Genomic DNA, 20,201 nt, shown 5'->3' with positions numbered 1-20,201 from the left:
CGGTCCCCAGAGCTGCAAGCTTCAAGCTACAAGCCACAAGTAAAAGCAGACCTGCTTTTGCTTGCCGCTCGAGGCTTACAGCTTGAAGCTTATTTCTCGCCGCGGATCGAGAAGTTGGCCATGTGTTCCAGGCCTTTGATCAGCGCCGAGTGGTCCCAGTTGCCGCCGCCCAGTGCCACGCAGGTGCTGAACACTTGCTGGGCATTGGAGGTGTTGGGCAGGTTGATGCCCAGTTCCTTGGCGCCTTGCAGGGCCAGGTTCAGGTCCTTCTGGTGCAGGTTGATGCGGAAGCCTGGGTCGAAGGTGCCTTTGATCATGCGCTCGGCGTGCACTTCGAGGATTTTCGACGAGGCGAAACCGCCCATCAGTGCTTCACGTACCTTGGCAGGGTCCGCGCCGTTCTTGGCGGCGAACAGCAGGGCTTCACTGACGGCCTGGATGTTCAGGGCGACGATGATCTGGTTGGCGACCTTGGCCGTCTGGCCGTCGCCATTGCCGCCGACGCGGGTGATGTTCTTGCCCATGGCCTCGAACAGCGGCAGGGCGCGCTCGAAGGCTTTCGGGCAGCCACCGACCATGATGCTCAGGGTCGCGGCCTTGGCACCGACCTCACCACCGGACACCGGGGCGTCCAGATAGGCGGCACCGGTGGCCTTGATCTTCTCGGCAAAGGCCTTGGTGGCGGTCGGCGAGATCGAGCTCATGTCGATCACGACTTTGTTCGGGCCCACGCCTTCGGCGACGCCGTTCTGGTCGAACAGGACACTTTCGACCTGCGGGGTATCCGGCACCATGACGATGATGAACTCGGCTTCCTGGGCAACCTCTTTCGGGTTGGCCAGCGCCACGGCGCCAGCGGCGATCAGGTCAGCCGGTGCGGCCTCGTGGTGGGTGGAAACGAAAATGCTGTGACCTGCTTTTTGCAGGTTCTGAGCCATGGGCTTGCCCATGATGCCGGTGCCGAGGAATCCGATTTTAGCCATGAGAAATTACCTCTTTCATTGTTATGTGAGCAGGCGACCCGGGCCCGCCAGGAGTGGCCGGGTGTCGCGAAAGGGGCGCGCAGCGGCCCCTCGGTCTCAGTGGCGCAGGAACCTGCCAGGGCTGATCTGCAGCCCGCAGGTTCTGCGGGCGTTCTTAGAGTGCGTTATGGGTTTTCAGCCAGCCCAGGCCCGCTTCGGTGGTGGTCAGCGGCTTGTACTCCGCGCCTACCCAGCCTTGGTAACCGATGCGGTCCAGGTGCTCGAACAGGAAGCGATAGTTGATCTCGCCGGTGCCCGGCTCGTTGCGGCCCGGGTTGTCGGCCAGCTGGATGTGGTTGATCAGGTTCAGGTTCGCTTGCATGGTGCGAGCCAGGTCACCTTCCATGATCTGCATGTGGTAGATGTCGTACTGCAGGAACAGGTTGTCGCTGCCCACTTCGGCCTGGATTTCCAGGGCCTGCTGGGTGGTGTTCAGGTAGAAGCCCGGGATGTCGCGGGTGTTGATCATTTCCATGACCAGGCGAATGCCAGCGGCTTTGAGCTTGTCGGCGGCGAATTTCAGGTTGTCGACGAATGTCTTGCGTACGTCGGCGCACTGCAGGCCTTGCGGGCGAATGCCGGCCAGGCAGTTGACCTGGGTGTTGCCCAGGACCTTGGCGTATTCGATGGCCTTGTCGACACCCGCGCGGAATTCTTCCACGCGGTCGGGGTGGCAGGCGATTCCGCGCTCACCTTTGCCCCAATCACCGGCCGGCAGGTTGAACAGCACCTGGGTCAGGCCGTGGGCGTCGAGTTGCTGCTTGATGTCGGCAGCGCTGAAGTCGTAGGGAAAGAGGTATTCGACGCCGCTGAAACCAGCATCGGCGGCAGCCTTGAAGCGGGCCAGGAAGTCCTGTTCGGTGAACAGCATGGACAGGTTGGCAGCGAAGCGAGGCATGATGTGTCTCCTTGCGATGAAGGCCCCCGGCGCCCTCGGTCAGGGCGCAGCGCGGGGGCGTCAGGCGATCAGTCCAGCATCGAGATGGCGGTTGGCGCGTCGTTGCCGACCAGGGCCAGGTCTTCGAACTCGTTGACCGCGTTGATCTCGGTGCCCATGGAAATGTTGGTCACGCGCTCGAGGATCACTTCCACCACGACCGGTACCCGGAACTCTTCGGCCATCTTCTGAGCCTTGAGCAGGGCCGGGGCGATTTCACCTGGTTCGAATACCCGGATGGCCTTGCAACCCAAGCCTTCGACCACGGCGACGTGATCGACACCATAGGTGGCGGCGTCGGTGGAGTTGATGTTCTCGAACGCCAGTTGTACACAGTAATCCATGTCGAAGCCACGCTGCGCCTGACGGATCAGGCCCAGGTAAGCGTTGTTCACCAGCACGTGTACGTACGGCAGGTTGAACTGCGCGCCCACGGCCAGCTCTTCGATCATGAACTGGAAGTCATAGTCGCCCGACAGTGCCACGACCTTGCGTTTCGGGTCGGCTTTGACCACGCCCAGTGCCGCCGGGATGGTCCAGCCGAGCGGGCCGGCCTGGCCACAGTTGATCCAGTGGCGTGGCTTGTACACGTGCAGGAACTGCGCGCCGGCAATCTGCGACAGGCCAATGGTGCTGACGTAGCAGGTGTCCTTGCCGAACACTTGGTTCATCTCTTCGTAAACGCGCTGCGGCTTGACCGGCACGTTGTCGAAGTGGGTCTTGCGCTGCAGGCTCGCCTTACGCTGCTGGCAGTCTTCCAGCCAGGCCCTGCGGCACTGCAGCTTACCGGCGGCTTTCCACTCGCGGGCTACTTCGATGAACACGTCCAGCGCCAGGCCTGCGTCGGAGACGATACCCAGGTCCGGGGTGAACACGCGGCCGATCTGGGTGGGCTCGATGTCGACGTGGACGAACTTGCGGCCTTCGGTATAGACGTCAACGGTACCGGTATGGCGGTTGGCCCAACGGTTGCCGATGCCGAACACCAGGTCGGACTTGAGCAGGGTGGCGTTACCGTAGCGGTGCGAGGTCTGCAGGCCGACCATGCCAACCATCTGGGCGTGGTCGTCCGGGATGGTGCCCCAGCCCATCAGGGTAGGGATCACGGGCACGCCGGTCAGTTCGGCGAACTCTACCAGCTTGTCGCTGGCGTCGGCGTTGATGATGCCGCCACCGGCCACCAGCAGTGGGCGCTCGGCGTCGTTGAGCAGGGCCAGGGCTTTTTCAGCCTGCACGCGGGTGGCGCACGGCTTGTTGACGGCCAGCGGTTCGTAGGCGTCGATGTCGAATTCGATTTCGGCCATCTGCACGTCGAACGGCAAATCGATCAGCACCGGGCCTGGGCGGCCAGTGCGCATTTCGTAGAAGGCTTTCTGGAAGGCATAAGGCACTTGGCCTGGCTCCAGCACAGTGGTCGCCCACTTGGTGACGGGCTTGACGATGCTGGTGATGTCGACTGCCTGGAAGTCTTCCTTGTGCAGGCGGGCACGTGGCGCCTGGCCGGTGATGCACAGAATCGGGATGGAGTCGGCCGACGCGCTGTACAGGCCGGTGACCATGTCGGTGCCGGCGGGGCCCGAGGTGCCGATGCACACGCCGATGTTGCCTGGGTTGGCGCGGGTGTAGCCCTCGGCCATGTGCGAGGCGCCTTCAACGTGACGAGCGAGGACGTGATCGATGCCACCGACTTTTTTCAGGGCCGAGTACAACGGGTTGATGGCAGCCCCTGGGATGCCGAACGCGGTATCTACACCTTCACGGCGCATGACCAGAACGGCTGCATCGATTGCTCTCATTTTGCTCATGGGTTGTGCCTCATCGATTTTGTAATTGTATACAACTTGCTTTGTGCCAGAGTGTATTCACGGCTGGCGGTTTAGGTCAATGGGTTTTCATCGGGGGAGGTTGCTTTCGTCCGAGCGCCCATGAAAACGGCGATTTGCGTCACCGCATACGATCGTTTCAATTTATTGTATACAAAAACAATCTTACTTGTGTTCTATTTGATGGATCGTTTTTCAACTGCCCTACGGGCTTCTCACAACAAGAAGAGGACCTTTCCATGAACGCTTTGAACCTGAAAGTCGCTGTCAGCCTGGTGAACGCGGCGCTGGCGGCGGGCCGCAAGATCAATGCTGCGCCGTTGACGGTGGTGGTGCTGGATGCCGGTGGGCATGTGCTGGCGCTGCAGCGCGAAGATGGCGCCAGCCTGATTCGCCCTGGGGTGGCCACGGGCAAGGCCTGGGGTGCGATTGCCTTGGGCAAGGGTTCGCGCTTGCTGGCGCTGGATGCGCAGCAGCGGCCGGCGTTTTTTGCCGCGTTGAATGGTGTGGGTGAGCGGCCGGTGGTGCCGGCGCCAGGTGGCGTGCTGATCCGTGATCAGGATGGCAAGGTGCTGGGTGCGGTAGGGATCAGCGGCGATACGTCGGATATCGACGAGCAGTGTGCGATCAGTGCGATCGAAGAGGTGGGGTTGACGGCGGATGCCGGGGTAGCGGCCTGAATTTCTGTTGGCTGTACCGGCCTCATCGCCGGCAAGCCGGCTCCCACAGGTACTCCACGATCTGTTAACTGTGGTGTATCTGTGGCAGCAACCGTCTTGCCCAATTTCTTAAAGCCGGCGCAATCCATGTGGGAGCCGGCTTGCCGGCGATAGGGCTGCAGAGCAGCCCCTTGCGCCCTATCAGGCTGCCTCGGGCTCGCAGCCTTTGAGCACCAGCCGGATGATGGTCTCGGCTGCTGCTTCGTAATCACTGTCAGCCAACTTGGCCTTGCCGGTGATCACTGAAATCTGCCAATCGAAATCGGCATAGGTCTGAGTCGCTGCCCAGATGCTGAACATCAGGTGGTGCGCGTCGACCTTGGCAATCTGCCCGCGCTCGATCCAGCGCTCGATGCACTCGATGTTGTGGCGGGCCTGCTCGTTGAGCTGTTCCACCTGGTTGGGCGAGAGGTGCGGTGCACCGTGCATGATCTCGCTGGCGAACACCTTCGAAGCATGGGGCAGGTCGCGCGAAATGCGAATCTTCGAGCGGATGTAGGCACTGAGCACTTCTTTGGGGTCGCCGTCGGCATTGAACGGCGTGGAGGCCTGCATGATCGGCGCGATGATGCTCTCCAGGACCTCGCGGTAGAGGTTGTCCTTGGACTTGAAGTAGTAATACACGTTCGGCTTGGGCAGGCCGGCCTTGGCCGCGATATCGCTGGTCTTGGTGGCAGCGAAGCCCTTGTCGGCGAATTCCTCGCTGGCCGCGCGCAGGATCAGTTCCTTGTTGCGCTCGCGAATGGTGCTCATGGTCAGGGATCTTCCTCGTGTCTGGCCACCTCTAAGAGGGATCGAGCATGGTAGCACCGGGCTCGATGGGGGCTCAAGGCAGCGACTTTGGGCTAGACTGCGGCCCATTCATTTCACGGGAAACAGGCAGACATGGCAGGAAGCAGTTTACTGGTACTGATCGACGACATTGCCACGGTACTCGACGACGTCTCGCTGATGACCAAGGTCGCGGCGAAGAAAACCGCAGGTGTGCTGGGCGACGACCTGGCACTCAACGCGCAGCAGGTCACGGGTGTGCGCGCCGAGCGCGAGATCCCGGTGGTGTGGGCGGTGGCCAAAGGCTCGTTCGTCAATAAGGCGATCCTGGTGCCGGCGGCGCTGCTGATCAGCGCGTTCATTCCATGGGCGGTGACTCCGCTGCTGATGATCGGCGGCGCATACCTCTGTTTCGAAGGCTTCGAAAAGCTGGCGCACAAGTTCTTGCACAGCAAGGAAGAGGATGCTGCCGAGCACAGTGCGCGTAGCGAGGCCGTTGCCGATACCAATGTCGACCTGGTGGCGTTCGAGAAGAGCAAGATCAAAGGGGCGGTGCGCACCGACTTCATTCTCTCGGCAGAAATCATCGCCATCACCTTGGGCACCGTGGCCGATGCGCCGTTGACTCAGCAGATCATCGTGCTGTCGGGTATTGCGATCGTCATGACCGTGGGTGTCTATGGGTTGGTGGGCGGTATCGTCAAGCTCGATGACCTGGGCTTGTGGATGACTCAAAAGGCCTCGAAAACGGCCCAGGTGGTGGGCAATGGCATTCTGCGGGCGGCGCCCTACATGATGAAGAGCCTGTCGGTGATCGGGACGGCGGCAATGTTCCTGGTCGGTGGCGGGATTCTGGTACACGGTGTTGCGCCATTGCATCATGCCATCGAGGCCTTCAGCGAAGGGCGGGGCGGGGCGCTTACTGGCGCGTTGCTCAATGGTGGTGTGGGGATTGTGGCGGGTGCCGTTGTGCTCGCTGTCGTGGCGCTGGCGAGCAAGTTGTGGCGGGCGGTGAAGCCTGCCACCTGATGTGCCGGGCCGGGGCTAAGCCCCGGATCGCCGGCAAGCCGCCCCACATTGTCCCCGCCTGTCTCAGGCGCGGCGCCATTTCTGTGGGACCGGCTTGCCGGCGCTGGGCTGCAGCGCAGCCCGCTGTCAGAAGTGGACCTTGACCAGGAAGCTTGCCGTGTTCTGGTCGGTGGTGAACCCGTCGGAATCCTTGATCCCGTACTTGTTCTTCCAGTAGTCGTACTCAAAGCCTACGTACAACTGCTTCTCACCCAGGTGCAACGCCTTGCCCAGGTCATATTTGACCTGAGGGTTGAAGTGCAGGTTGGCCTGGTAGGTGCCGCGGCGGTTCTCGTCGTTGTCGACCACCCAGTCCATGAAACCGTCGATGAGGATGTCGGAGGAGCCCACAGGAATGGTGTACGACCACACCGGCGTGATCTGCCAGACATTGTCACCGGCACGGCTGCCGTCGGTGGTGCGCTGGTAGAAGTTCAGCTGGAAGTAGTCGAAGCCCGGGACGTCCAGGTCGAAGCCAGGGCCGATCAGGTAGGACTCGGTATCACCCTCGCCGAACTCGTAGGTCATTGCCAGCAGCACGTCCTTGACCGGGCCGAACGCCAGCTTCTGGTCGAAGATCTTGCCGAACGACAGGCGTGGGCTGATCTCACCGTAGTAGGTGTTGTCGCCGTTACCCGAGTCCTTCTTGCCGTTGTAGAAGATCTTGTCGACGAAGATGAAGTTGTCGCCGTACTTCCAGCCATCGGCGTGCTCGAACGTGACGGTTTGCTGGATCGCTGGGTTGACCTTGAAGTTCTTGCCCCACAGGTAGGTCAGGCTGTTGTTCTGCCACTGCAGCAGGTCATCGGCGTAGGTGGTGCCGCAGGCCAGCAGGCCGCCCGCGAGAATCAGGCTATTGATGGTACGCATTGCGAGTGTCGCTCCCTTGATTGGTCTGTTGTCAGCGCTCGGTATTGGCGCTTTTTTGTCTTTTGAGTCAGCTTTTTTCGATTGGCCACAGTTGTTTGGCAAGAGCTGCGCCAACTTTCCGGATTGGCTACAACCTGCCTGCTCGACTCGTTCTGAACGGCTGAAAATGGGTATTTCCGGCTGGCAACACGTTGGCCAACCGCCCGAATTCATTGACTGAGCGGTCAGTAAACGCGGGCAGAATCCCTCCTGCCCTGTTCGAGGGGGCGCGCAGATTACTGGCTTGCGCGCCTGGCCTCAAGTGCTCCTTCCTGGAGCAGTGTGTATCAAACTTGGGCGTTTGATCAGGTTTTCAGAAATGGACCTTGATCAGCGCGCTGGCGACACTCTGGTTGCTCTGAAGATTGCCGCGGCTGTCGATGCCGTACTTGTCCTTCCAGTAGCTGTACTCAAAGCCCACATACAGCTGTTTGGCGCCCAGGTTGAGGGCCTTGCCCAGGTCGTATTTGACCTGGGGGTTGAAGTGCAGGTTGGCGTGATAGGTGCCGCGGCGGTTCTGGTCGTTGTCGGGCACCCAGTCCATGTAGCCGTCGATCAGAATGTCCGACCTGCCCACAGGAATGGTGTAGGACCAACCGGGGGTGATTTGCCACACGTCGTCGCCAGGGCGGCCGCCTTCGGTGTTGCGCAGGTAGAAATTGAGGGTGAAATAATTGAAGCCGGGAATGTTCAGGTCAAAGCCCGGGCCGATCAGGTAGGCCTCGTTGTCACCTTCACCACGCTCGTAGGTCATGGCCAACAGCACGTCCTTGATCGGGCCGAAAGCGAGCTTCTGGTCGAAGATCTTGCCGAACGACAGGCGCGGGCTGAACTCACCGTAGTAGGTGGTCACGCCTTTGCTAGCATCGGGCTTGCCGTTGTAGAAGATCTTGTCAACGAACAGGAAGGTGTCGCCGTACTTCCATTTGTTGGCGTGCTCGAACGTGATGGTCTGCTGGATGTCTGGGTTGACCTTGAAGTCCTTGCCATACAGATAGGTCAGGCTTTCGCCGTGCCACAGCAGCCATTCGCCTGCATGCGAGGGGAGGGTGGCCAGCAGGCTGCTGCCCAGCAACAGGGTTGATGCGATGCGCTTCATGTTGTGATTCCCGGACTTATTGTTTTTGTTGGCGGATTGTTCGGCGCGCAGGCGCCCCGGGCGGCCCATTCCGGCGGGCCGACGGTGTGGCAGTTGCAACGGATAGGCGCGGGGCGACGCAGGCGCCGCCCCGCTTGGCTCAATGCTGGTGACAGGCGTCGTTGTGCGCTGCGCGGTCGGCACCACCGAGGATGTTGAACAGCACGTTCAGCACCAAGGCGCTGACCGTGGCCATGGCGATACCACTGTGGGTGATCGGTTCCATCCACTGCGGCATCTGGGCGAAGAACTCCGGACGCACCACCGGGATCAGGCCGAAGCCGACGCTGACCGCAACCAGCAGCTGATTGCGACGGTCGCCGATGTCTGCCTCCTGAAGGATCTTGATCCCGGTGGCGGTGACCATGCCGAACATGGCAATGGACGCACCACCCAGTACTGCAGGCGGGATCGAGGCGATCAGGTAAGCCGCCTTGGGCAGCAGGCTGAGCAGGATCAGCAGCGCACCGGCGACCACGGTGACATAGCGGCAGCGTACGCCGGTCATCTGCACCAGGCCGATGTTCTGGGCGAACGAGGAGTGGGTGAAGGTGTTGAAGAAGCCGGCGATGAACGACGCGCCGGCATCGCACAGCAGGCCGCGGCGCAGCATCCCTGGCGTGACTTCACGATCGGTCACCTTGCCCAGGGCGAGGAACATGCCCGTGGACTCGACGAAGATGATCACCACCACAAGGCACATCGACAGGATCGGCGCCAGGCTGAAGGTCGGCATGCCGAAGTGCAGTGGCGTTACCACTTGCAGCCACGGTGCCTGGCTCAGGCCGGACAGGTCGACCATGCCGATGGAGCCGGCCAGGATGTAACCCAGGCCCATGCCTACCAGCACCGACACGTTGACCCAGAAGCCGCGCATGAAGCGGTTGATCAGCAGGATCACGGCCAGCACCAGGCCCGCGACCATCAGGTAGATCGGCGAGCCGAAGGCTTGTGCCTCATGGCCGCCACCGGCCCAGTTGACTGCGACCGGGAACAGCGAGAGCCCGATCGAGGTGATCACGGTACCTGTGACCAGCGGCGGGAAGAAGCGTACGACCTTGGACATGAACGGTGCGATGAGCATGCCGAAGAACCCGGCGGCGATGGTCGCACCGAATATCCCCTGCAGGCCAACGCCAGGCATGCCGGCCATGGCCACCATGCTACCGACGGCAGCGAAACTGGCCCCCATCATCACTGGCATGCGGATCCCCACCGGGCCGATACCGAACGACTGGATGATGGTGGCGACGCCGGCGACCAGCAGGTCGGCGTTGATCAGGAAAGCGACTTCTTCACGGGACAATCCGGCTGCCTGGCCGATGATCAAAGGCACGGCAATCGCGCCTCCGTACATCAGCAGAACGTGTTGCAGGCCTACCAGGATCAGTTGGAACAGGGGCAGAGGTTCTCGCGGTGGCGCCACAGGAATGTACGCCTTGCGTGACTCGGACATGCAGCACCTCGAGTTTTGTTTTTATTCTCGGATCCAAGCGGCAAGCCCCAGGCGGCAAGCTTCAGGAAGAAGGTTGGTGGTCCGCGTGGAGCCTGACGCTCGATGCTTGCTTGTTACCTACGACTTACAGCTTGAGGCTTGAAGCGTGCGGCTTCGATCAGTTGACCTGGGCGCCTTTGGCGATCCAGTCACCGACGAGCTTGCGCTCTTCGACGGTCATCTGGGTGATGTTGCCCAGCGGCATGATCTGGCTGGCGACCGCTTGCGCCTGAATGCGCGCGGCCTGAGCCTGGATCTGCTGCGGGGTGTCGAACATCACGCCACCAGGGGCGGTGCTGAACAGCGGGCTGGTGGGTTTCGACGAGTGGCACACGGTGCAGCGTTCCTGGATGACCGTGTGGATCTTGTCGAAGGCGCCGCCGCCGGCCTGAGCAGTCGCCTGGGCTGGGGCTTGAGCCGGTGCGGCAGGGGCTTCGGCCGCCTTGGCAGCGTCCTCGGCGCGCTGCTCGGCAGCGGTCTTGCCACCCACTGCAGTCGCGGGCAGCGGCTGGTACTCGATCTTCGCCGCGGCCTGCTCTGGGTCAACGGCCATCGGTTTCGGGCCGGTGACGTAAGCCAGGCAGATCATCGCCAGGGCACCGGCCGGCAGGGTCCAGGCGTACTTGTTGCTGTCGTGGCGGGTGTTGAAGTAGTGGCGGATCAGTACCGCAGCTACCGCAATGCCGGCCAGGATCAGCCAGTTGTACTGGCTACCGTAGGTGCTCGGGAAGTGGTTGCTGATCATGATGAACAGCACCGGCAGGGTGAAGTAGTTGTTGTGACGCGAACGCAGCAGGCCTTTGGCCGGCAGGCGCGGGTCGGGGGTGGTGTTGCTCTCGATCGCAGCCACCAGCTGGCGCTGGGCCGGCATGATGATGCGGAACACGTTACCGACCATGATGGTGCCGATGATCGCACCCGTGTGCAGGTACGCGCCACGGCCGCTGAACACCAGGCTGAAGCCCCAGCAGGCGGCGATGATCAGGACGAACAGCACGGCGCCAAGCAGTGCCGGGCGTTTGCCCAGTGGCGAATCGCAGAGCAGGTCGTAGATGAACCAGCCGGCCACCAGCGAACCGATACCGATGGCCACACCCTCGGCACCGCTCAGGGTGCTGCCAGGGGCCAGCAGGTACAAGGTCGGGTTCCAGTAGAACACCACGCACAGCAGGGCGATACCGGACATCCAGGTGAAGTAGGCTTCCCATTTGAACCAGTGCAGGTTCTCGGGCATTTTCGGCGGCGCCAGCTTGTACTTCTCAAGGTGGTAGATACCACCGCCGTGGATGGCCCAAAGGTCACCCGACAGCCCGTCACGCGGATTGCTCCGGTTCAGGTTGTTTTCCAGCCAGACGAAGTAGAACGATGCACCGATCCAGGCCACGCCGGTGATCATGTGAACCCAGCGAATGCTCAGGTTCAGCCATTCGTGAAGGTGTGCTTCCACAGTATGTACCTCTGCCGATCACCGAACGATGATCGACCTTTTCTTATTGGTGGGGATTGAGGATCAGCATCTGTTCCTCGGTGAAGTAATGCTCATCGCAGTTGTTGCCGGAACCACTGCGATCAACCACCAGGAAATCATCCCGCTTTTCGATCGTAAGCACCGGGTGGTGCCAAACGCCGCGATGGTAATTGACGCCCTGCCTGCCATTACTACGGAAGGCACGGACCAAGCCTGATACAGGTGCATCGCCAACGGGCGCGACCACGATCAGAAAGGGGTTGCCGAGCAGCGGGATGAAAGCCTGGCTGCCCAGCGGATGGCGTTCCAGCATGCGCACGGTCAGCGGCATGTCCAGCGCGTCGGCGCGGAAGATGCTGATGATCGCTTTGTCTTCAGGCTCGGCGGTCTCGACCGTGGCGAGCTTGTGGAAGCGCATGGTCGAGCCGTTGTTGATCATGAAGTGGTCACTGCCATCGGTTTCGATCACGTCACCGAAGGGGGCGAAGGCTTCTTTGGTCAGGGGCTCGATCATCAGGGTGCGCATGCGGTTATCTCTTCTATGTTCGTTGTTCTGGATAAAGCTGTGACGTTGCCGCGCCGGTTACAGCTGCAGCAGACGGAACAGGGCGATCAGGTTGATCTGCGCCAGGGCTTCCTTGAATTCGGCATCGCTGTCGTTGTGGATGCGTTTTTCGAAAGCGGCGAGGATCTGGTGCCGGTTGCTGCCCTTGACGGCCATGATGAACGGGAACTGGAACTTGGCCTTGTAGGCATCGTTCAGCTCGGTGAACCGGGCGAACTCTTCGGCGGTGCACTGGTGGATACCGGCGCCGGCCTGTTCGTTGGTGCTCGATTCGGTCAGCTCGCCCTGGATGGCGGCCTTGCCGGCCAGGTCCGGGTGAGCATTGATCAGCGCCAATTGGTCGGCGTGGTTGGCACTGAGCAGGACGTCGCTCATGCGCTGGTGCAGCGCTTCGATCTCGTTCAGTTCCTCCAGCTGGCCCAGGTCGTAGGCTTTTTCGGCGACCCACGGCGAATGCTCGTAGATGTCGGCGAAGACCTTGACGAAGGTGTTACGGTCCAGGGTCGATGGCTTGAGGGTCTTGAAGGCGGTCATCAGGCGTTCTCTTTCTTGTACGGGTGGGTGGTGTGCCAGTGGCGGGCGATGTCCGCGCGACGGGCGAACCAGACCTGGTCATGGCTCTTGGCGTAGTCGACGAAACGCTTGAGCGCGGCCAGGCGCGCCGGGCGGCCGACCAGCCGGCAGTGCAGGCCGATGGACAGCATTTTCGGGGCTTCGGCGCCTTCGGCGTACAGCACATCGAAGGCGTCCTTGAGGTACTGGAAGAACTGCTCGCCGCAGTTGAAGCCCTGTACCTGGGTGAAGCGCATGTCATTGGTGTCCAGGGTGTAAGGGATCACCAGGTGCGGCTTGCCGGTCGGGTTGTTGGGTTCCCAGTAGGGCAGGTCGTCATCGTAGGTATCGCTGTCGTAGAGGAAGCCACCTTCCTCCATGACCAGGCGACGGGTATTGGGGCCGGTGCGGCCGGTGTACCAGCCGACTGGGCGCTCGCCGGTCAGTTCGGTGAGGATGCGGATGGCCTCGAGCATGTGCTCGCGCTCCTGGGCTTCATCCATGTTCTGGTAGTCGATCCAGCGGTAGCCGTGGCTGCAGATCTCGTGGCCGGCCTCGACCATGGCGCGGATCACGTCCGGGTGGCGCTGGGCGGCCATGGCCACGGCGAACACGGTCAGCGGTACACCGCTGTCCTTGAACAGCTTGAGCAGGCGCCATACGCCGGCACGGCTGCCGTATTCGTACAGCGACTCCATGCTCATGTTGCGCTGGCCCTGCAGTGGCTGGGCCGCGACCATTTCGGACAGGAAGGCTTCAGACTCTTTGTCGCCGTGCAGGATGTTGCGCTCGCCACCTTCTTCGTAGTTCAGGACGAAAGACAGCGCGATGCGAGCATTGCCCGGCCATTGCGGGTGAGGTGGGTTGTTGCCGTAACCGATCAGGTCGCGAGGGTAGTCAGCGCTCACTGCAGTCTTCCTTCTTGTGCGTTAGTGCGGGGTGTGGGCGGGCCGCGTCGGGATGTCGCACCACCGGATGGGCTGATTGTATACAACTTCTGAAATCATTTGTAAGCCTGTTTTTCCGCATTTCTTCCCATTTGTCGCCTGAGAAACTGTTGCAAGAAACCTGCCTGATTGGTCAGTTAATCAGATTGGCAACGGCACAGCGCTTGATTTTGCGACTATTGACCGGTTTGACCGGGCCTTAGCGGAAGGGCTCAAAAAATTGTGTACAATCTTTCGATGAAATGTCTTAATAACGCTATTCCCGCCCGTCGCAGGTTGTTTGCCGTGCGGATGGCTGTGTATTTTTTGCCCACAGATTGAACAAGAGGCGACAAGCAATGGGACGTTTGACTACACACGTACTGGATGCAGCTCACGGTTGCCCGGGCAGCGCGATCAAGGTCGAGCTGTACCGTGTCGAAGGCCAGCAGCTTGAGCTGGTCAACACCGCCCTGACCAACAGTGACGGCCGCGTGGACGCGCCGCTGCTGCAGGGTGACGATTACCGTACTGGCGTTTACCAGCTGCAGTTCAGTGCTGGCGCCTACTACCGTGCTCGCGGCGTACAACTGCCGGAGCCGGCGTTTCTGGATGTTGTCGTGCTGCGCTTTGGCATCGACGAGAAGCAGGAGCACTACCATGTGCCGCTGCTGATCTCGCCGTATAGCTATTCGACCTATCGCGGGAGCTAGTTGGTCGCTAGAAGAATCTTAGTAGGTCCTTGGCCCGCTCTCACACTGGCGGGCTTTTTTTCGTCTGCTATTTTGTGTTTTCCCCTGCGCCCTCATCGCCGGCAAGCCGGCTCCCACCTGGATTGCGGCGGCTTTTAGCAATGGGTAAGCCCGTTGCTTCGATAGGTAAAACGCTGACCTGAAGAACACCGCGGTCGGGGTGGGAGCCGGCTTGCCGGCGATGGGCTGCGCAGCAGCCCCCTTAGCAGACCTGTATTAGCCCAAGCGCGATCGGCGGGACCCGCGAGCATCTGGGTCCGCTTTGCGGCCCATCGCCGGCAAGCCGACTCCCACCTGGATTGCGGCGGCTTGTAGAAATGGATAATACCGTTGCTTGCACAGGTAAAACGCTGACCTGAAGAACACCGCGGTCGTGGTGGGAGCCGGCTTGCCGGCGATGGGCTGCGCAGCAGCCCCCTTAGCAGACCTGTATTAGCCCAAGCGCGCTCGGCGGGACCCGCGAGCATCTGGGTCCGCTTTGCGGCCCATCGCCGGCAAGCCGACAGCACAAAAAGGGCGCCGAAGCGCCCTGATCTGGTGCATGTGTCAGTTCAGAGGAACACGAACTTGGCAATGAAGATCGCGCACAGCACCCACAGGCTGGCCGAGATCTCTTTGTACTTGCCAGTACCGGCCTTCAGCGCCACGTAGGTGATGAAACCCAGGGCAATACCGTCTGCGACCGAGAAGGTCAGCGGCATCATGATCACCGTGACGATCGCCGGAATGCTGTCGGTGGCTTCATCCCAATGGATGTGCGCCATGCTGCCCATCATCAGCATGGCCACGTAAATCAGCGCACCCGCAGTCGCGTAGGCTGGAATCATCCCGGCCAGCGGTGCGAAGAACATCGCCGCCACGAACAACAGGCCAACCACCACCGCGGTCAGGCCAGTACGGCCGCCTGCGGCAACGCCCGCGGCACTTTCCACATAGCTGGTTACCGGCGGCACGCCAACCACGGCACCGAACACGCTGGACGCGCTGTCCGCCTTCAAAGCCTTCGACAGGCCTTCGATGCGGCCGTCCGGCGCCACCAGGTTGGCCCGCTGGGCGACGCCCATCAAGGTACCGGCGGTGTCGAACATGTGCACGAAGAGGAACGCCAGCACCACGCTGATCATGCTCACGTTGAACACGCCGGCCACGTCCATGGCCATCCAGGTGGGTGCCAGGCTCGGCGGCATCGACATCACCCCGCCAAACTTCACCAGGCCCAGGCCCCAGCCGGCCAGGGTGACGCCGATGATGCTGATCAGGATGGCGCCGAACACGCGCTTGTAGCTGAGGATTGCAATCGACAGGAAGCACAGTGCCGCCAGCAAAGGGCCAGGCTCATGCAGCGAACCCAGCTTGATCAGCGTGGCGGGGCTGTCGACGATGATGCCTGCGGTCTTCAGGCCGATCAGCCCGAGAAACAATCCGACGCCGGCCCCCATGGCATGCCACAGGCTGACCGGAATACTGTTCAGCAACCATTCGCGCACTTTCGACAAGGTCAGGAACATGAACAGCACGCCCGAGACGAATACCGCGCCCAGTGCCGTTTCCCAGTTGTAGCCCATGGTGCCGACCACGGTGTAGGTGAAGAAGGCGTTGAGCCCCATGCCTGGCGCCAGCCCCACTGGCCAGTTGGCATAAAGGCCCATCAGCAGGCAGCCCAGCGCCGCGGCGATGCAGGTGGCAACGAAGGCTGCGCCGTGATCGATGCCGGCGTCAGCCATGATGTTCGGGTTGACGAAGATGATGTACGCCATGGTGATGAAGGTGGTCACCCCGGCGATCATTTCGGTTTTGACGGTACTGCCGTGTTGCTTGAGTTTGAAAATCCGCTCCAGCCAGCTCGTTTCGAGCGGTGGAGCGAGATCCAGCGTAGGTGCGTCGGATTTGCGGCTTTCCACAGCGATACTCCTCAAGTCTTTCTTGTTGTTCTTGGAGCCAGTGACCTGCGCAATGCACTTGGCGGCTCCGCGAGGGATGGCAGACGTCTGACGCCGCTTTGTTGACTTACGGGTCAAGAAGTTGCCCGATGGATTATGCTTTTGTGTACAAAGAAAGCAAATAATGTTTTATTTTTTGTACGCATCATATGCCGCACATCAGCTATATAGATAAAACCCCACCTGCAGAAACGGCTCAGCTTGTGTACAATGCCGCCATACTTTCCTTCGTGCCTCGAGAGCCCATGAACGAACAGCTGCAACCTCTGAAGAAACCTGCGCGTGCCGGCAAGGCTGGCCGCAGCGGTACCCAGGACGATATCGTCTATGCGCACATCTTCGAGGCGATCCTCGAGCAGCGACTCGCACCGGGCACCAAGTTGAGCGAGGAAGCGCTGGGCGAGATATTCGGCGTCAGCCGCACCATCATCCGCCGTGCCCTGTCGCGCCTTGCCCACGAAAGCGTTGTGCTGCTGCGCCCCAACCGTGGTGCCGTGGTGGCCAGCCCGACGGTCGAAGAAGCCCGTCAGGTGTTCTTCTCGCGGCGCATGGTCGAACGCGCCATCACCGAACTGGCCGTGCAGCACGCCACCGTCGAGCAGCTCAACGAACTGCGGCATATGGTCCGTGAAGAGCGTGACAGCTTCTCGCGTGGTGATCGGGGTGCCGGCATCCGGCTGTCCGGGGAGTTTCACCTGAAGTTGGCCGAGGCGGCCGGCAATGCCCCGCTGGTCAGTTTCCAGCGCAGTCTGGTGTCGCAGACATCGCTGATCATTGCCCAATATGAGAGCGGCAACCGCTCGCACTGCTCGTATGACGAGCACATGCAACTGATCGATGCCATCGAGGCGCGTGATGCCGAGCAGGCGGTCAGCCTGATGATGCATCACATGGACCATATCGACAGCAAGCTCAACCTGGACGAGGAGAGCGCCTCGGACGACCTGCATGCGGTGTTTTCGCACCTGCTGAAAAAGCCCAAGGTCTCGCTGAAGGGTTGATCGTTTGCCTGGCTGAATGAGGGGCCGCTTCGCGGCCTGTCGCCGGCAATTCGGCTCCCGTGAGGTTGTGCGGGGGTCGCCTTGCCGGCGATGGGCGCCAAGCGGCCCTCGTTGTTGCTGGTCATTGTTCAAACGTCTGCTAAATTCTTGTGGGCAAACCTTCATCAAGCAGTTGGGCTTGCGCATCCGTTGCGTTCCACTTCTTGAGGAAAGGTCCATGACCATGTCTCTGGGTAAACGTATGGGTGCCGAGCTGATCGGCACCTTCTGGTTGGTACTCGGCGGCTGCGGCAGTGCGGTACTCGCAGCCAGCTCTCCCCTCGGCATCGGCGTTCTCGGTGTCGCCTTCGCTTTCGGTCTTACCGTCCTGACGATGGCATTCGCCATCGGCCACATCTCCGGTTGCCACCTGAACCCTGCCGTTTCCTTCGGGCTGGTAGTGGGCGGGCGTTTTCCGGCCAAAGAGTTGCTGCCATACGTCATCGCTCAGGTGATCGGTGCGATCATCGCGGCAGCGGTGATCTACTTCATTGCCAGCGGCAAGGCCGGCTTCGAATTGTCGGCGGGCCTGGCGTCCAATGGCTACGCCGACCACTCGCCAGGCGGTTACTCGCTGGGCGCGGGTTTTGTCAGTGAAGTGGTGATGACGGCGATGTTCCTGGTGGTGATCATGGGCGCAACTGACGCCCGGGCACCGGCGGGCTTTGCCCCCATCGCCATCGGCCTGGCCCTGACGCTGATCCACCTGATCTCGATCCCGGTGACCAATACCTCGGTCAACCCCGCGCGCAGCACGGGGCCGGCGCTGTTCGTCGGTGGCTGGGCCTTGCAGCAACTGTGGCTGTTCTGGCTGGCGCCGCTGATCGGAGCAGCGATCGGCGGCGCACTGTACCGGGGGTTGGCCAAAGCGCCTTAGCGCTGATGCACGCAGCGGCCGGCGGCGTAGGTTTCGCGCACGGTGCGGTCGTCGCCCAGGGTGGCGAGGACGAACAAGGTCTCTTCGATGCTGCCCGACTGCTGGATACGGTAGTCGAGCAGCGGCGTGGCCTTGTAGTCGAGCACCACGAAGTCGGCATCGTTGCCGGGGCGCAGGCTGCCGATCCGGTCATCCAGGCGCAACGCACGGGCGCCGCCGAGGGTGGCCAGGTACAGCGATTTGTAGGGGTGCAGGCGCGCGCCCTGCAGCTGCATGACCTTGTACGCTTCGTTCAGGGTACTGAGCAGCGAGAAGCTGGTGCCGGCACCGACGTCGGTGCCCAGGCCTACGTTTACCTTGAAGCGTTCGGCCTGGGGCAAGTTGAACAGGCCACTGCCCAGGAACAGGTTCGAGGTCGGGCAGAAGGCGATTGCCGAGCCGGTTTCGGACAGGCGTTGGCATTCGTCGTCGCACAGGTGCACGCCGTGGGCGAAAACGGAGCGCTCGCCGAGCAGTTCGAAGTGGTCGTAGACGTCCAGGTAACCTTTCTGCTCAGGGAAAAGTTCCTTGACCCAGTCGATTTCCTTGAGGTTCTCGGACAGGTGCGTGTGCATGTAGACGCCCGGATGCTCCTTGAGCAACTGCCCGGCAAGCTTCAACTGCTGCGGGGTGCTGGTGGGGGCGAAGCGCGGGGTGACTGCGTAGTGCAGTCGGCCCTTGCCGTGCCAGCGCTCGATCAGCGCTTTGCTGTCGGTGTAGCTGGTTTCGGCGGTGTCGGTCAGGTAGTCGGGCGCGTTGCGGTCCATCATCACCTTGCCGGCGATCATCCGCAGGTCCAGGCGCTCGGCCTCCTCGAACAGTGCATTGACCGACTGCGGGTGCACACTGCCGAACACCAGGGCCGTGGTGGTGCCGTTGCGCAGCAGTTCCTTGAGGAAGATTTTCGCGACTTTGTCGGCGTGATCCTTGTCGGCGAACTGCCTTTCACAGGGGAAGGTATAGGTGTTGAGCCAGTCCAGCAGCTGTTCGCCATAGGAACCGATCATGCCGGTCTGCGGGTAATGGATGTGGGTGTCGATGAAGCCCGGGGTAATCAGGGCGTCCTGGTAATGCACCACTTCGATGTCGGCATCCAGCGTCGGCAGCAGTTCGCTGGCATGGCCCAGTGCACTGATGCGGCCATCGTCGATCACCAGCAGGCCGTCCTCGTAGTACTCATGGGACGCGTCCAGGCCCACCTCGGCCGGGTCAGCGATGCTGTGCAGGATGGCGGCACGGTAGGCTTTGCGGGTAGCGGTCATAACTCACTCGTCAATTGGCTTGGCTGCGCCGGGACGGCGGCAGCAGTTGGGCGATGGGGCCCGCATTGACGCCAGCGTCATGCTGGCCAAAGCAGGCGTTGTAGGTGGCAATGATTTCGCCGGCGATGGACACGGCGATCTCGATCGGCAACTTGCCCTTGACCTCGGCCAGGCCCATCGGGCAGCGCATGCGCGCCATCACGGTCTCGTCGAAGCCGCGCTCGCGCAGGCGGTGCTCGAACTTGACCCGTTTGGTCTTCGAGCCGATCAGGCCGAACCAGGTGAAATCGTTGCGCTTGAGAATGGCGGCGGTCAGCTCCAGGTCGAGCTGATGGTTGTGGGTCATGACGATGCAGTAGCAACCAGGTGGCAGCTCGGCCACTTCGTCGACCGGCTCCTCACTGACCACCTTGGTCACCCCGTTGGGGATGAGCTCGGGGAATTCCTGTTCTCGCGAATCGATCCAGCGCACCCGGCAGGGCAGGGCGGCGAGCAAGGGTACCAGAGCACGGCCGACATGGCCCGCGCCGAACACGGCGATTTGCGCCTGTACAGCGGTCATGGGCTCGAACAGCAGCACGGTGACGCCGCCACAGCACTGCCCGAGGCTGGCGCCGAGGCTGAAGCGCTCCAGGTGCGGCGTGCTGCGCTGCTCTTCAAGCATCTGCCGAGCGATGTGCAGGGCCTTGTATTCCAGGTGGCCGCCGCCGATGGTGTCGAACAGGCCGCTGGCACTGACGACCATTTTCGAGCCTGCGTTGCGTGGGGTCGAGCCGCGCTCCTCGATGATGGTCACCAGCACGCAGGCTTCGCCACGGGACTGGTGGTCGGCGAGGGCGTTGATCCATTGGTGCATGATGCAGTTCCTCATTCCAGGTGGCCTGTTCGAGCCTTGTCG

Annotated in this window: 19 protein-coding genes; 5 read left to right on the top strand and 14 right to left on the bottom strand. The window is 61.6% G+C overall.

Features of this window, described 5'->3' with window-relative positions; genetic code table 11:
- Window positions 1-89 precede the first annotated feature (89 nt).
- The 3 genes from OSW16_RS18985 to gcl form a co-directional block, all read right to left on the bottom strand.
- Window positions 90-983 carry a 2-hydroxy-3-oxopropionate reductase gene (locus tag OSW16_RS18985; RefSeq protein WP_267817626.1) on the bottom strand — a complete coding sequence of 298 codons (894 nt, stop codon included), beginning with the start codon at window positions 981-983 and terminating at the stop codon, window positions 90-92.
- A gap of 154 nt (window positions 984-1,137) precedes the next feature.
- Window positions 1,138-1,920: a hydroxypyruvate isomerase gene (gene hyi / locus OSW16_RS18980; RefSeq protein ID WP_267817624.1), complete on the bottom strand. Its 783-nt coding sequence runs from the start codon at window positions 1,918-1,920 to the stop codon at window positions 1,138-1,140.
- Between the two features lie 68 nt (window positions 1,921-1,988).
- On the bottom strand, window positions 1,989-3,764 hold the full coding sequence (gene gcl, locus OSW16_RS18975) for a glyoxylate carboligase (protein ID WP_267817622.1): 1,776 nt from the start codon (window positions 3,762-3,764) through the stop codon (window positions 1,989-1,991).
- A gap of 257 nt (window positions 3,765-4,021) precedes the next feature.
- Here gcl and OSW16_RS18970 point away from each other — a divergent pair, with 257 nt between their 5' ends.
- The gene (locus tag OSW16_RS18970) at window positions 4,022-4,462 is read left to right on the top strand and encodes a GlcG/HbpS family heme-binding protein (protein WP_241804525.1); all 441 of its coding nucleotides are present in this window, start codon (window positions 4,022-4,024) and stop codon (window positions 4,460-4,462) included.
- 180 nt (window positions 4,463-4,642) lie between these two features.
- On the opposite strand, the gene OSW16_RS18965 is transcribed toward OSW16_RS18970, so the two are convergent.
- Window positions 4,643-5,254 carry a TetR/AcrR family transcriptional regulator gene (locus OSW16_RS18965; RefSeq protein WP_039604598.1) on the bottom strand — a complete coding sequence of 204 codons (612 nt, stop codon included), beginning with the start codon at window positions 5,252-5,254 and terminating at the stop codon, window positions 4,643-4,645.
- Window positions 5,255-5,386: 132 nt separating this feature from the next.
- Between OSW16_RS18965 and OSW16_RS18960 the strand changes: the two genes are divergently transcribed.
- On the top strand, window positions 5,387-6,301 hold the full coding sequence (locus tag OSW16_RS18960) for a DUF808 domain-containing protein (protein WP_267817618.1): 915 nt from the start codon (window positions 5,387-5,389) through the stop codon (window positions 6,299-6,301).
- A 126-nt stretch (window positions 6,302-6,427) separates the two neighbouring features.
- Here OSW16_RS18960 and OSW16_RS18955 read toward each other — a convergent pair whose 3' ends face one another.
- The 7 genes from OSW16_RS18955 to puuE form a co-directional block, all read right to left on the bottom strand.
- On the bottom strand, window positions 6,428-7,210 hold the full coding sequence (locus OSW16_RS18955; protein WP_267817616.1) for an outer membrane protein OmpK: 783 nt from the start codon (window positions 7,208-7,210) through the stop codon (window positions 6,428-6,430).
- A 352-nt stretch (window positions 7,211-7,562) separates the two neighbouring features.
- Complete coding sequence (locus tag OSW16_RS18950) at window positions 7,563-8,348, bottom strand: outer membrane protein OmpK (RefSeq protein WP_267817614.1); 786 nt, start codon at window positions 8,346-8,348, stop codon at window positions 7,563-7,565.
- A gap of 139 nt (window positions 8,349-8,487) precedes the next feature.
- Complete coding sequence (locus tag OSW16_RS18945) at window positions 8,488-9,843, bottom strand: nucleobase:cation symporter-2 family protein (protein WP_241804521.1); 1,356 nt, start codon at window positions 9,841-9,843, stop codon at window positions 8,488-8,490.
- 157 nt (window positions 9,844-10,000) lie between these two features.
- Window positions 10,001-11,329, bottom strand: a complete 1,329-nt coding sequence (locus tag OSW16_RS18940; protein WP_241804520.1) for a urate hydroxylase PuuD — start codon at window positions 11,327-11,329, stop codon at window positions 10,001-10,003.
- A 43-nt stretch (window positions 11,330-11,372) separates the two neighbouring features.
- Entirely contained in the window at window positions 11,373-11,876 is a 504-nt protein-coding gene (locus tag OSW16_RS18935) for an ureidoglycolate lyase (protein WP_012315446.1), read from the bottom strand.
- Window positions 11,877-11,933: 57 nt separating this feature from the next.
- Complete coding sequence (uraD, locus tag OSW16_RS18930; RefSeq protein ID WP_267817609.1) at window positions 11,934-12,449, bottom strand: 2-oxo-4-hydroxy-4-carboxy-5-ureidoimidazoline decarboxylase; 516 nt, start codon at window positions 12,447-12,449, stop codon at window positions 11,934-11,936.
- The gene (gene puuE / locus OSW16_RS18925; protein WP_027592956.1) at window positions 12,449-13,375 is read right to left on the bottom strand and encodes an allantoinase PuuE; all 927 of its coding nucleotides are present in this window, start codon (window positions 13,373-13,375) and stop codon (window positions 12,449-12,451) included. The genes uraD and puuE overlap by 1 nt, the downstream gene beginning before the upstream one ends.
- A 377-nt stretch (window positions 13,376-13,752) precedes the next feature.
- Between puuE and uraH the strand changes: the two genes are divergently transcribed.
- Entirely contained in the window at window positions 13,753-14,106 is a 354-nt protein-coding gene (uraH, locus tag OSW16_RS18920; protein WP_012315443.1) for a hydroxyisourate hydrolase, read from the top strand.
- 590 nt (window positions 14,107-14,696) lie between these two features.
- Here the strand turns inward: uraH and OSW16_RS18915 are convergent.
- On the bottom strand, window positions 14,697-16,046 hold the full coding sequence (locus tag OSW16_RS18915; protein WP_418942021.1) for an NCS2 family permease: 1,350 nt from the start codon (window positions 16,044-16,046) through the stop codon (window positions 14,697-14,699).
- Window positions 16,047-16,330: 284 nt separating this feature from the next.
- Here OSW16_RS18915 and OSW16_RS18910 point away from each other — a divergent pair, with 284 nt between their 5' ends.
- Both OSW16_RS18910 and aqpZ read left to right on the top strand, forming a co-directional pair.
- Window positions 16,331-17,086, top strand: a complete 756-nt coding sequence (locus OSW16_RS18910) for a GntR family transcriptional regulator (protein ID WP_241804518.1) — start codon at window positions 16,331-16,333, stop codon at window positions 17,084-17,086.
- A 217-nt stretch (window positions 17,087-17,303) separates the two neighbouring features.
- Window positions 17,304-18,002, top strand: a complete 699-nt coding sequence (gene aqpZ / locus OSW16_RS18905) for an aquaporin Z (protein ID WP_267817603.1) — start codon at window positions 17,304-17,306, stop codon at window positions 18,000-18,002.
- On the opposite strand, the gene guaD is transcribed toward aqpZ, so the two are convergent.
- On the bottom strand, window positions 17,999-19,303 hold the full coding sequence (guaD, locus tag OSW16_RS18900) for a guanine deaminase (RefSeq protein ID WP_267817601.1): 1,305 nt from the start codon (window positions 19,301-19,303) through the stop codon (window positions 17,999-18,001). The genes aqpZ and guaD overlap by 4 nt on opposite strands.
- Window positions 19,304-19,313: 10 nt before the next feature.
- The gene (gene xdhC, locus OSW16_RS18895) at window positions 19,314-20,159 is read right to left on the bottom strand and encodes a xanthine dehydrogenase accessory protein XdhC (RefSeq protein WP_267817599.1); all 846 of its coding nucleotides are present in this window, start codon (window positions 20,157-20,159) and stop codon (window positions 19,314-19,316) included.
- Window positions 20,160-20,201 lie beyond the last annotated feature (42 nt).

The organism is Pseudomonas putida (assembly GCF_026625125.1).
Classification (GTDB): Bacteria; Pseudomonadota; Gammaproteobacteria; order Pseudomonadales; family Pseudomonadaceae; genus Aquipseudomonas; species Aquipseudomonas putida_X.
Note: the sequence above shows the minus strand (reverse complement) of the source record. Positions and strands in the feature narration are given on the sequence as shown.

Coding starts and splice junctions, on each gene's coding strand:
- OSW16_RS18985 (WP_267817626.1), bottom strand. CDS start 983: ATGGCTAAAATCGGATTCCTCGGCACCGGCATCATGGGCAAGCCCATG.
- hyi (WP_267817624.1), bottom strand. CDS start 1,920: ATGCCTCGCTTCGCTGCCAACCTGTCCATGCTGTTCACCGAACAGGAC.
- gcl (WP_267817622.1), bottom strand. CDS start 3,764: ATGAGCAAAATGAGAGCAATCGATGCAGCCGTTCTGGTCATGCGCCGT.
- OSW16_RS18970 (WP_241804525.1), top strand. CDS start 4,022: ATGAACGCTTTGAACCTGAAAGTCGCTGTCAGCCTGGTGAACGCGGCG.
- OSW16_RS18965 (WP_039604598.1), bottom strand. CDS start 5,254: ATGAGCACCATTCGCGAGCGCAACAAGGAACTGATCCTGCGCGCGGCC.
- OSW16_RS18960 (WP_267817618.1), top strand. CDS start 5,387: ATGGCAGGAAGCAGTTTACTGGTACTGATCGACGACATTGCCACGGTA.
- OSW16_RS18955 (WP_267817616.1), bottom strand. CDS start 7,210: ATGCGTACCATCAATAGCCTGATTCTCGCGGGCGGCCTGCTGGCCTGC.
- OSW16_RS18950 (WP_267817614.1), bottom strand. CDS start 8,348: ATGAAGCGCATCGCATCAACCCTGTTGCTGGGCAGCAGCCTGCTGGCC.
- OSW16_RS18945 (WP_241804521.1), bottom strand. CDS start 9,843: ATGTCCGAGTCACGCAAGGCGTACATTCCTGTGGCGCCACCGCGAGAA.
- OSW16_RS18935 (WP_012315446.1), bottom strand. CDS start 11,876: ATGCGCACCCTGATGATCGAGCCCCTGACCAAAGAAGCCTTCGCCCCC.
- uraD (WP_267817609.1), bottom strand. CDS start 12,449: ATGACCGCCTTCAAGACCCTCAAGCCATCGACCCTGGACCGTAACACC.
- uraH (WP_012315443.1), top strand. CDS start 13,753: ATGGGACGTTTGACTACACACGTACTGGATGCAGCTCACGGTTGCCCG.
- OSW16_RS18910 (WP_241804518.1), top strand. CDS start 16,331: ATGAACGAACAGCTGCAACCTCTGAAGAAACCTGCGCGTGCCGGCAAG.
- aqpZ (WP_267817603.1), top strand. CDS start 17,304: ATGACCATGTCTCTGGGTAAACGTATGGGTGCCGAGCTGATCGGCACC.
- guaD (WP_267817601.1), bottom strand. CDS start 19,303: ATGACCGCTACCCGCAAAGCCTACCGTGCCGCCATCCTGCACAGCATC.
- xdhC (WP_267817599.1), bottom strand. CDS start 20,159: ATGCACCAATGGATCAACGCCCTCGCCGACCACCAGTCCCGTGGCGAA.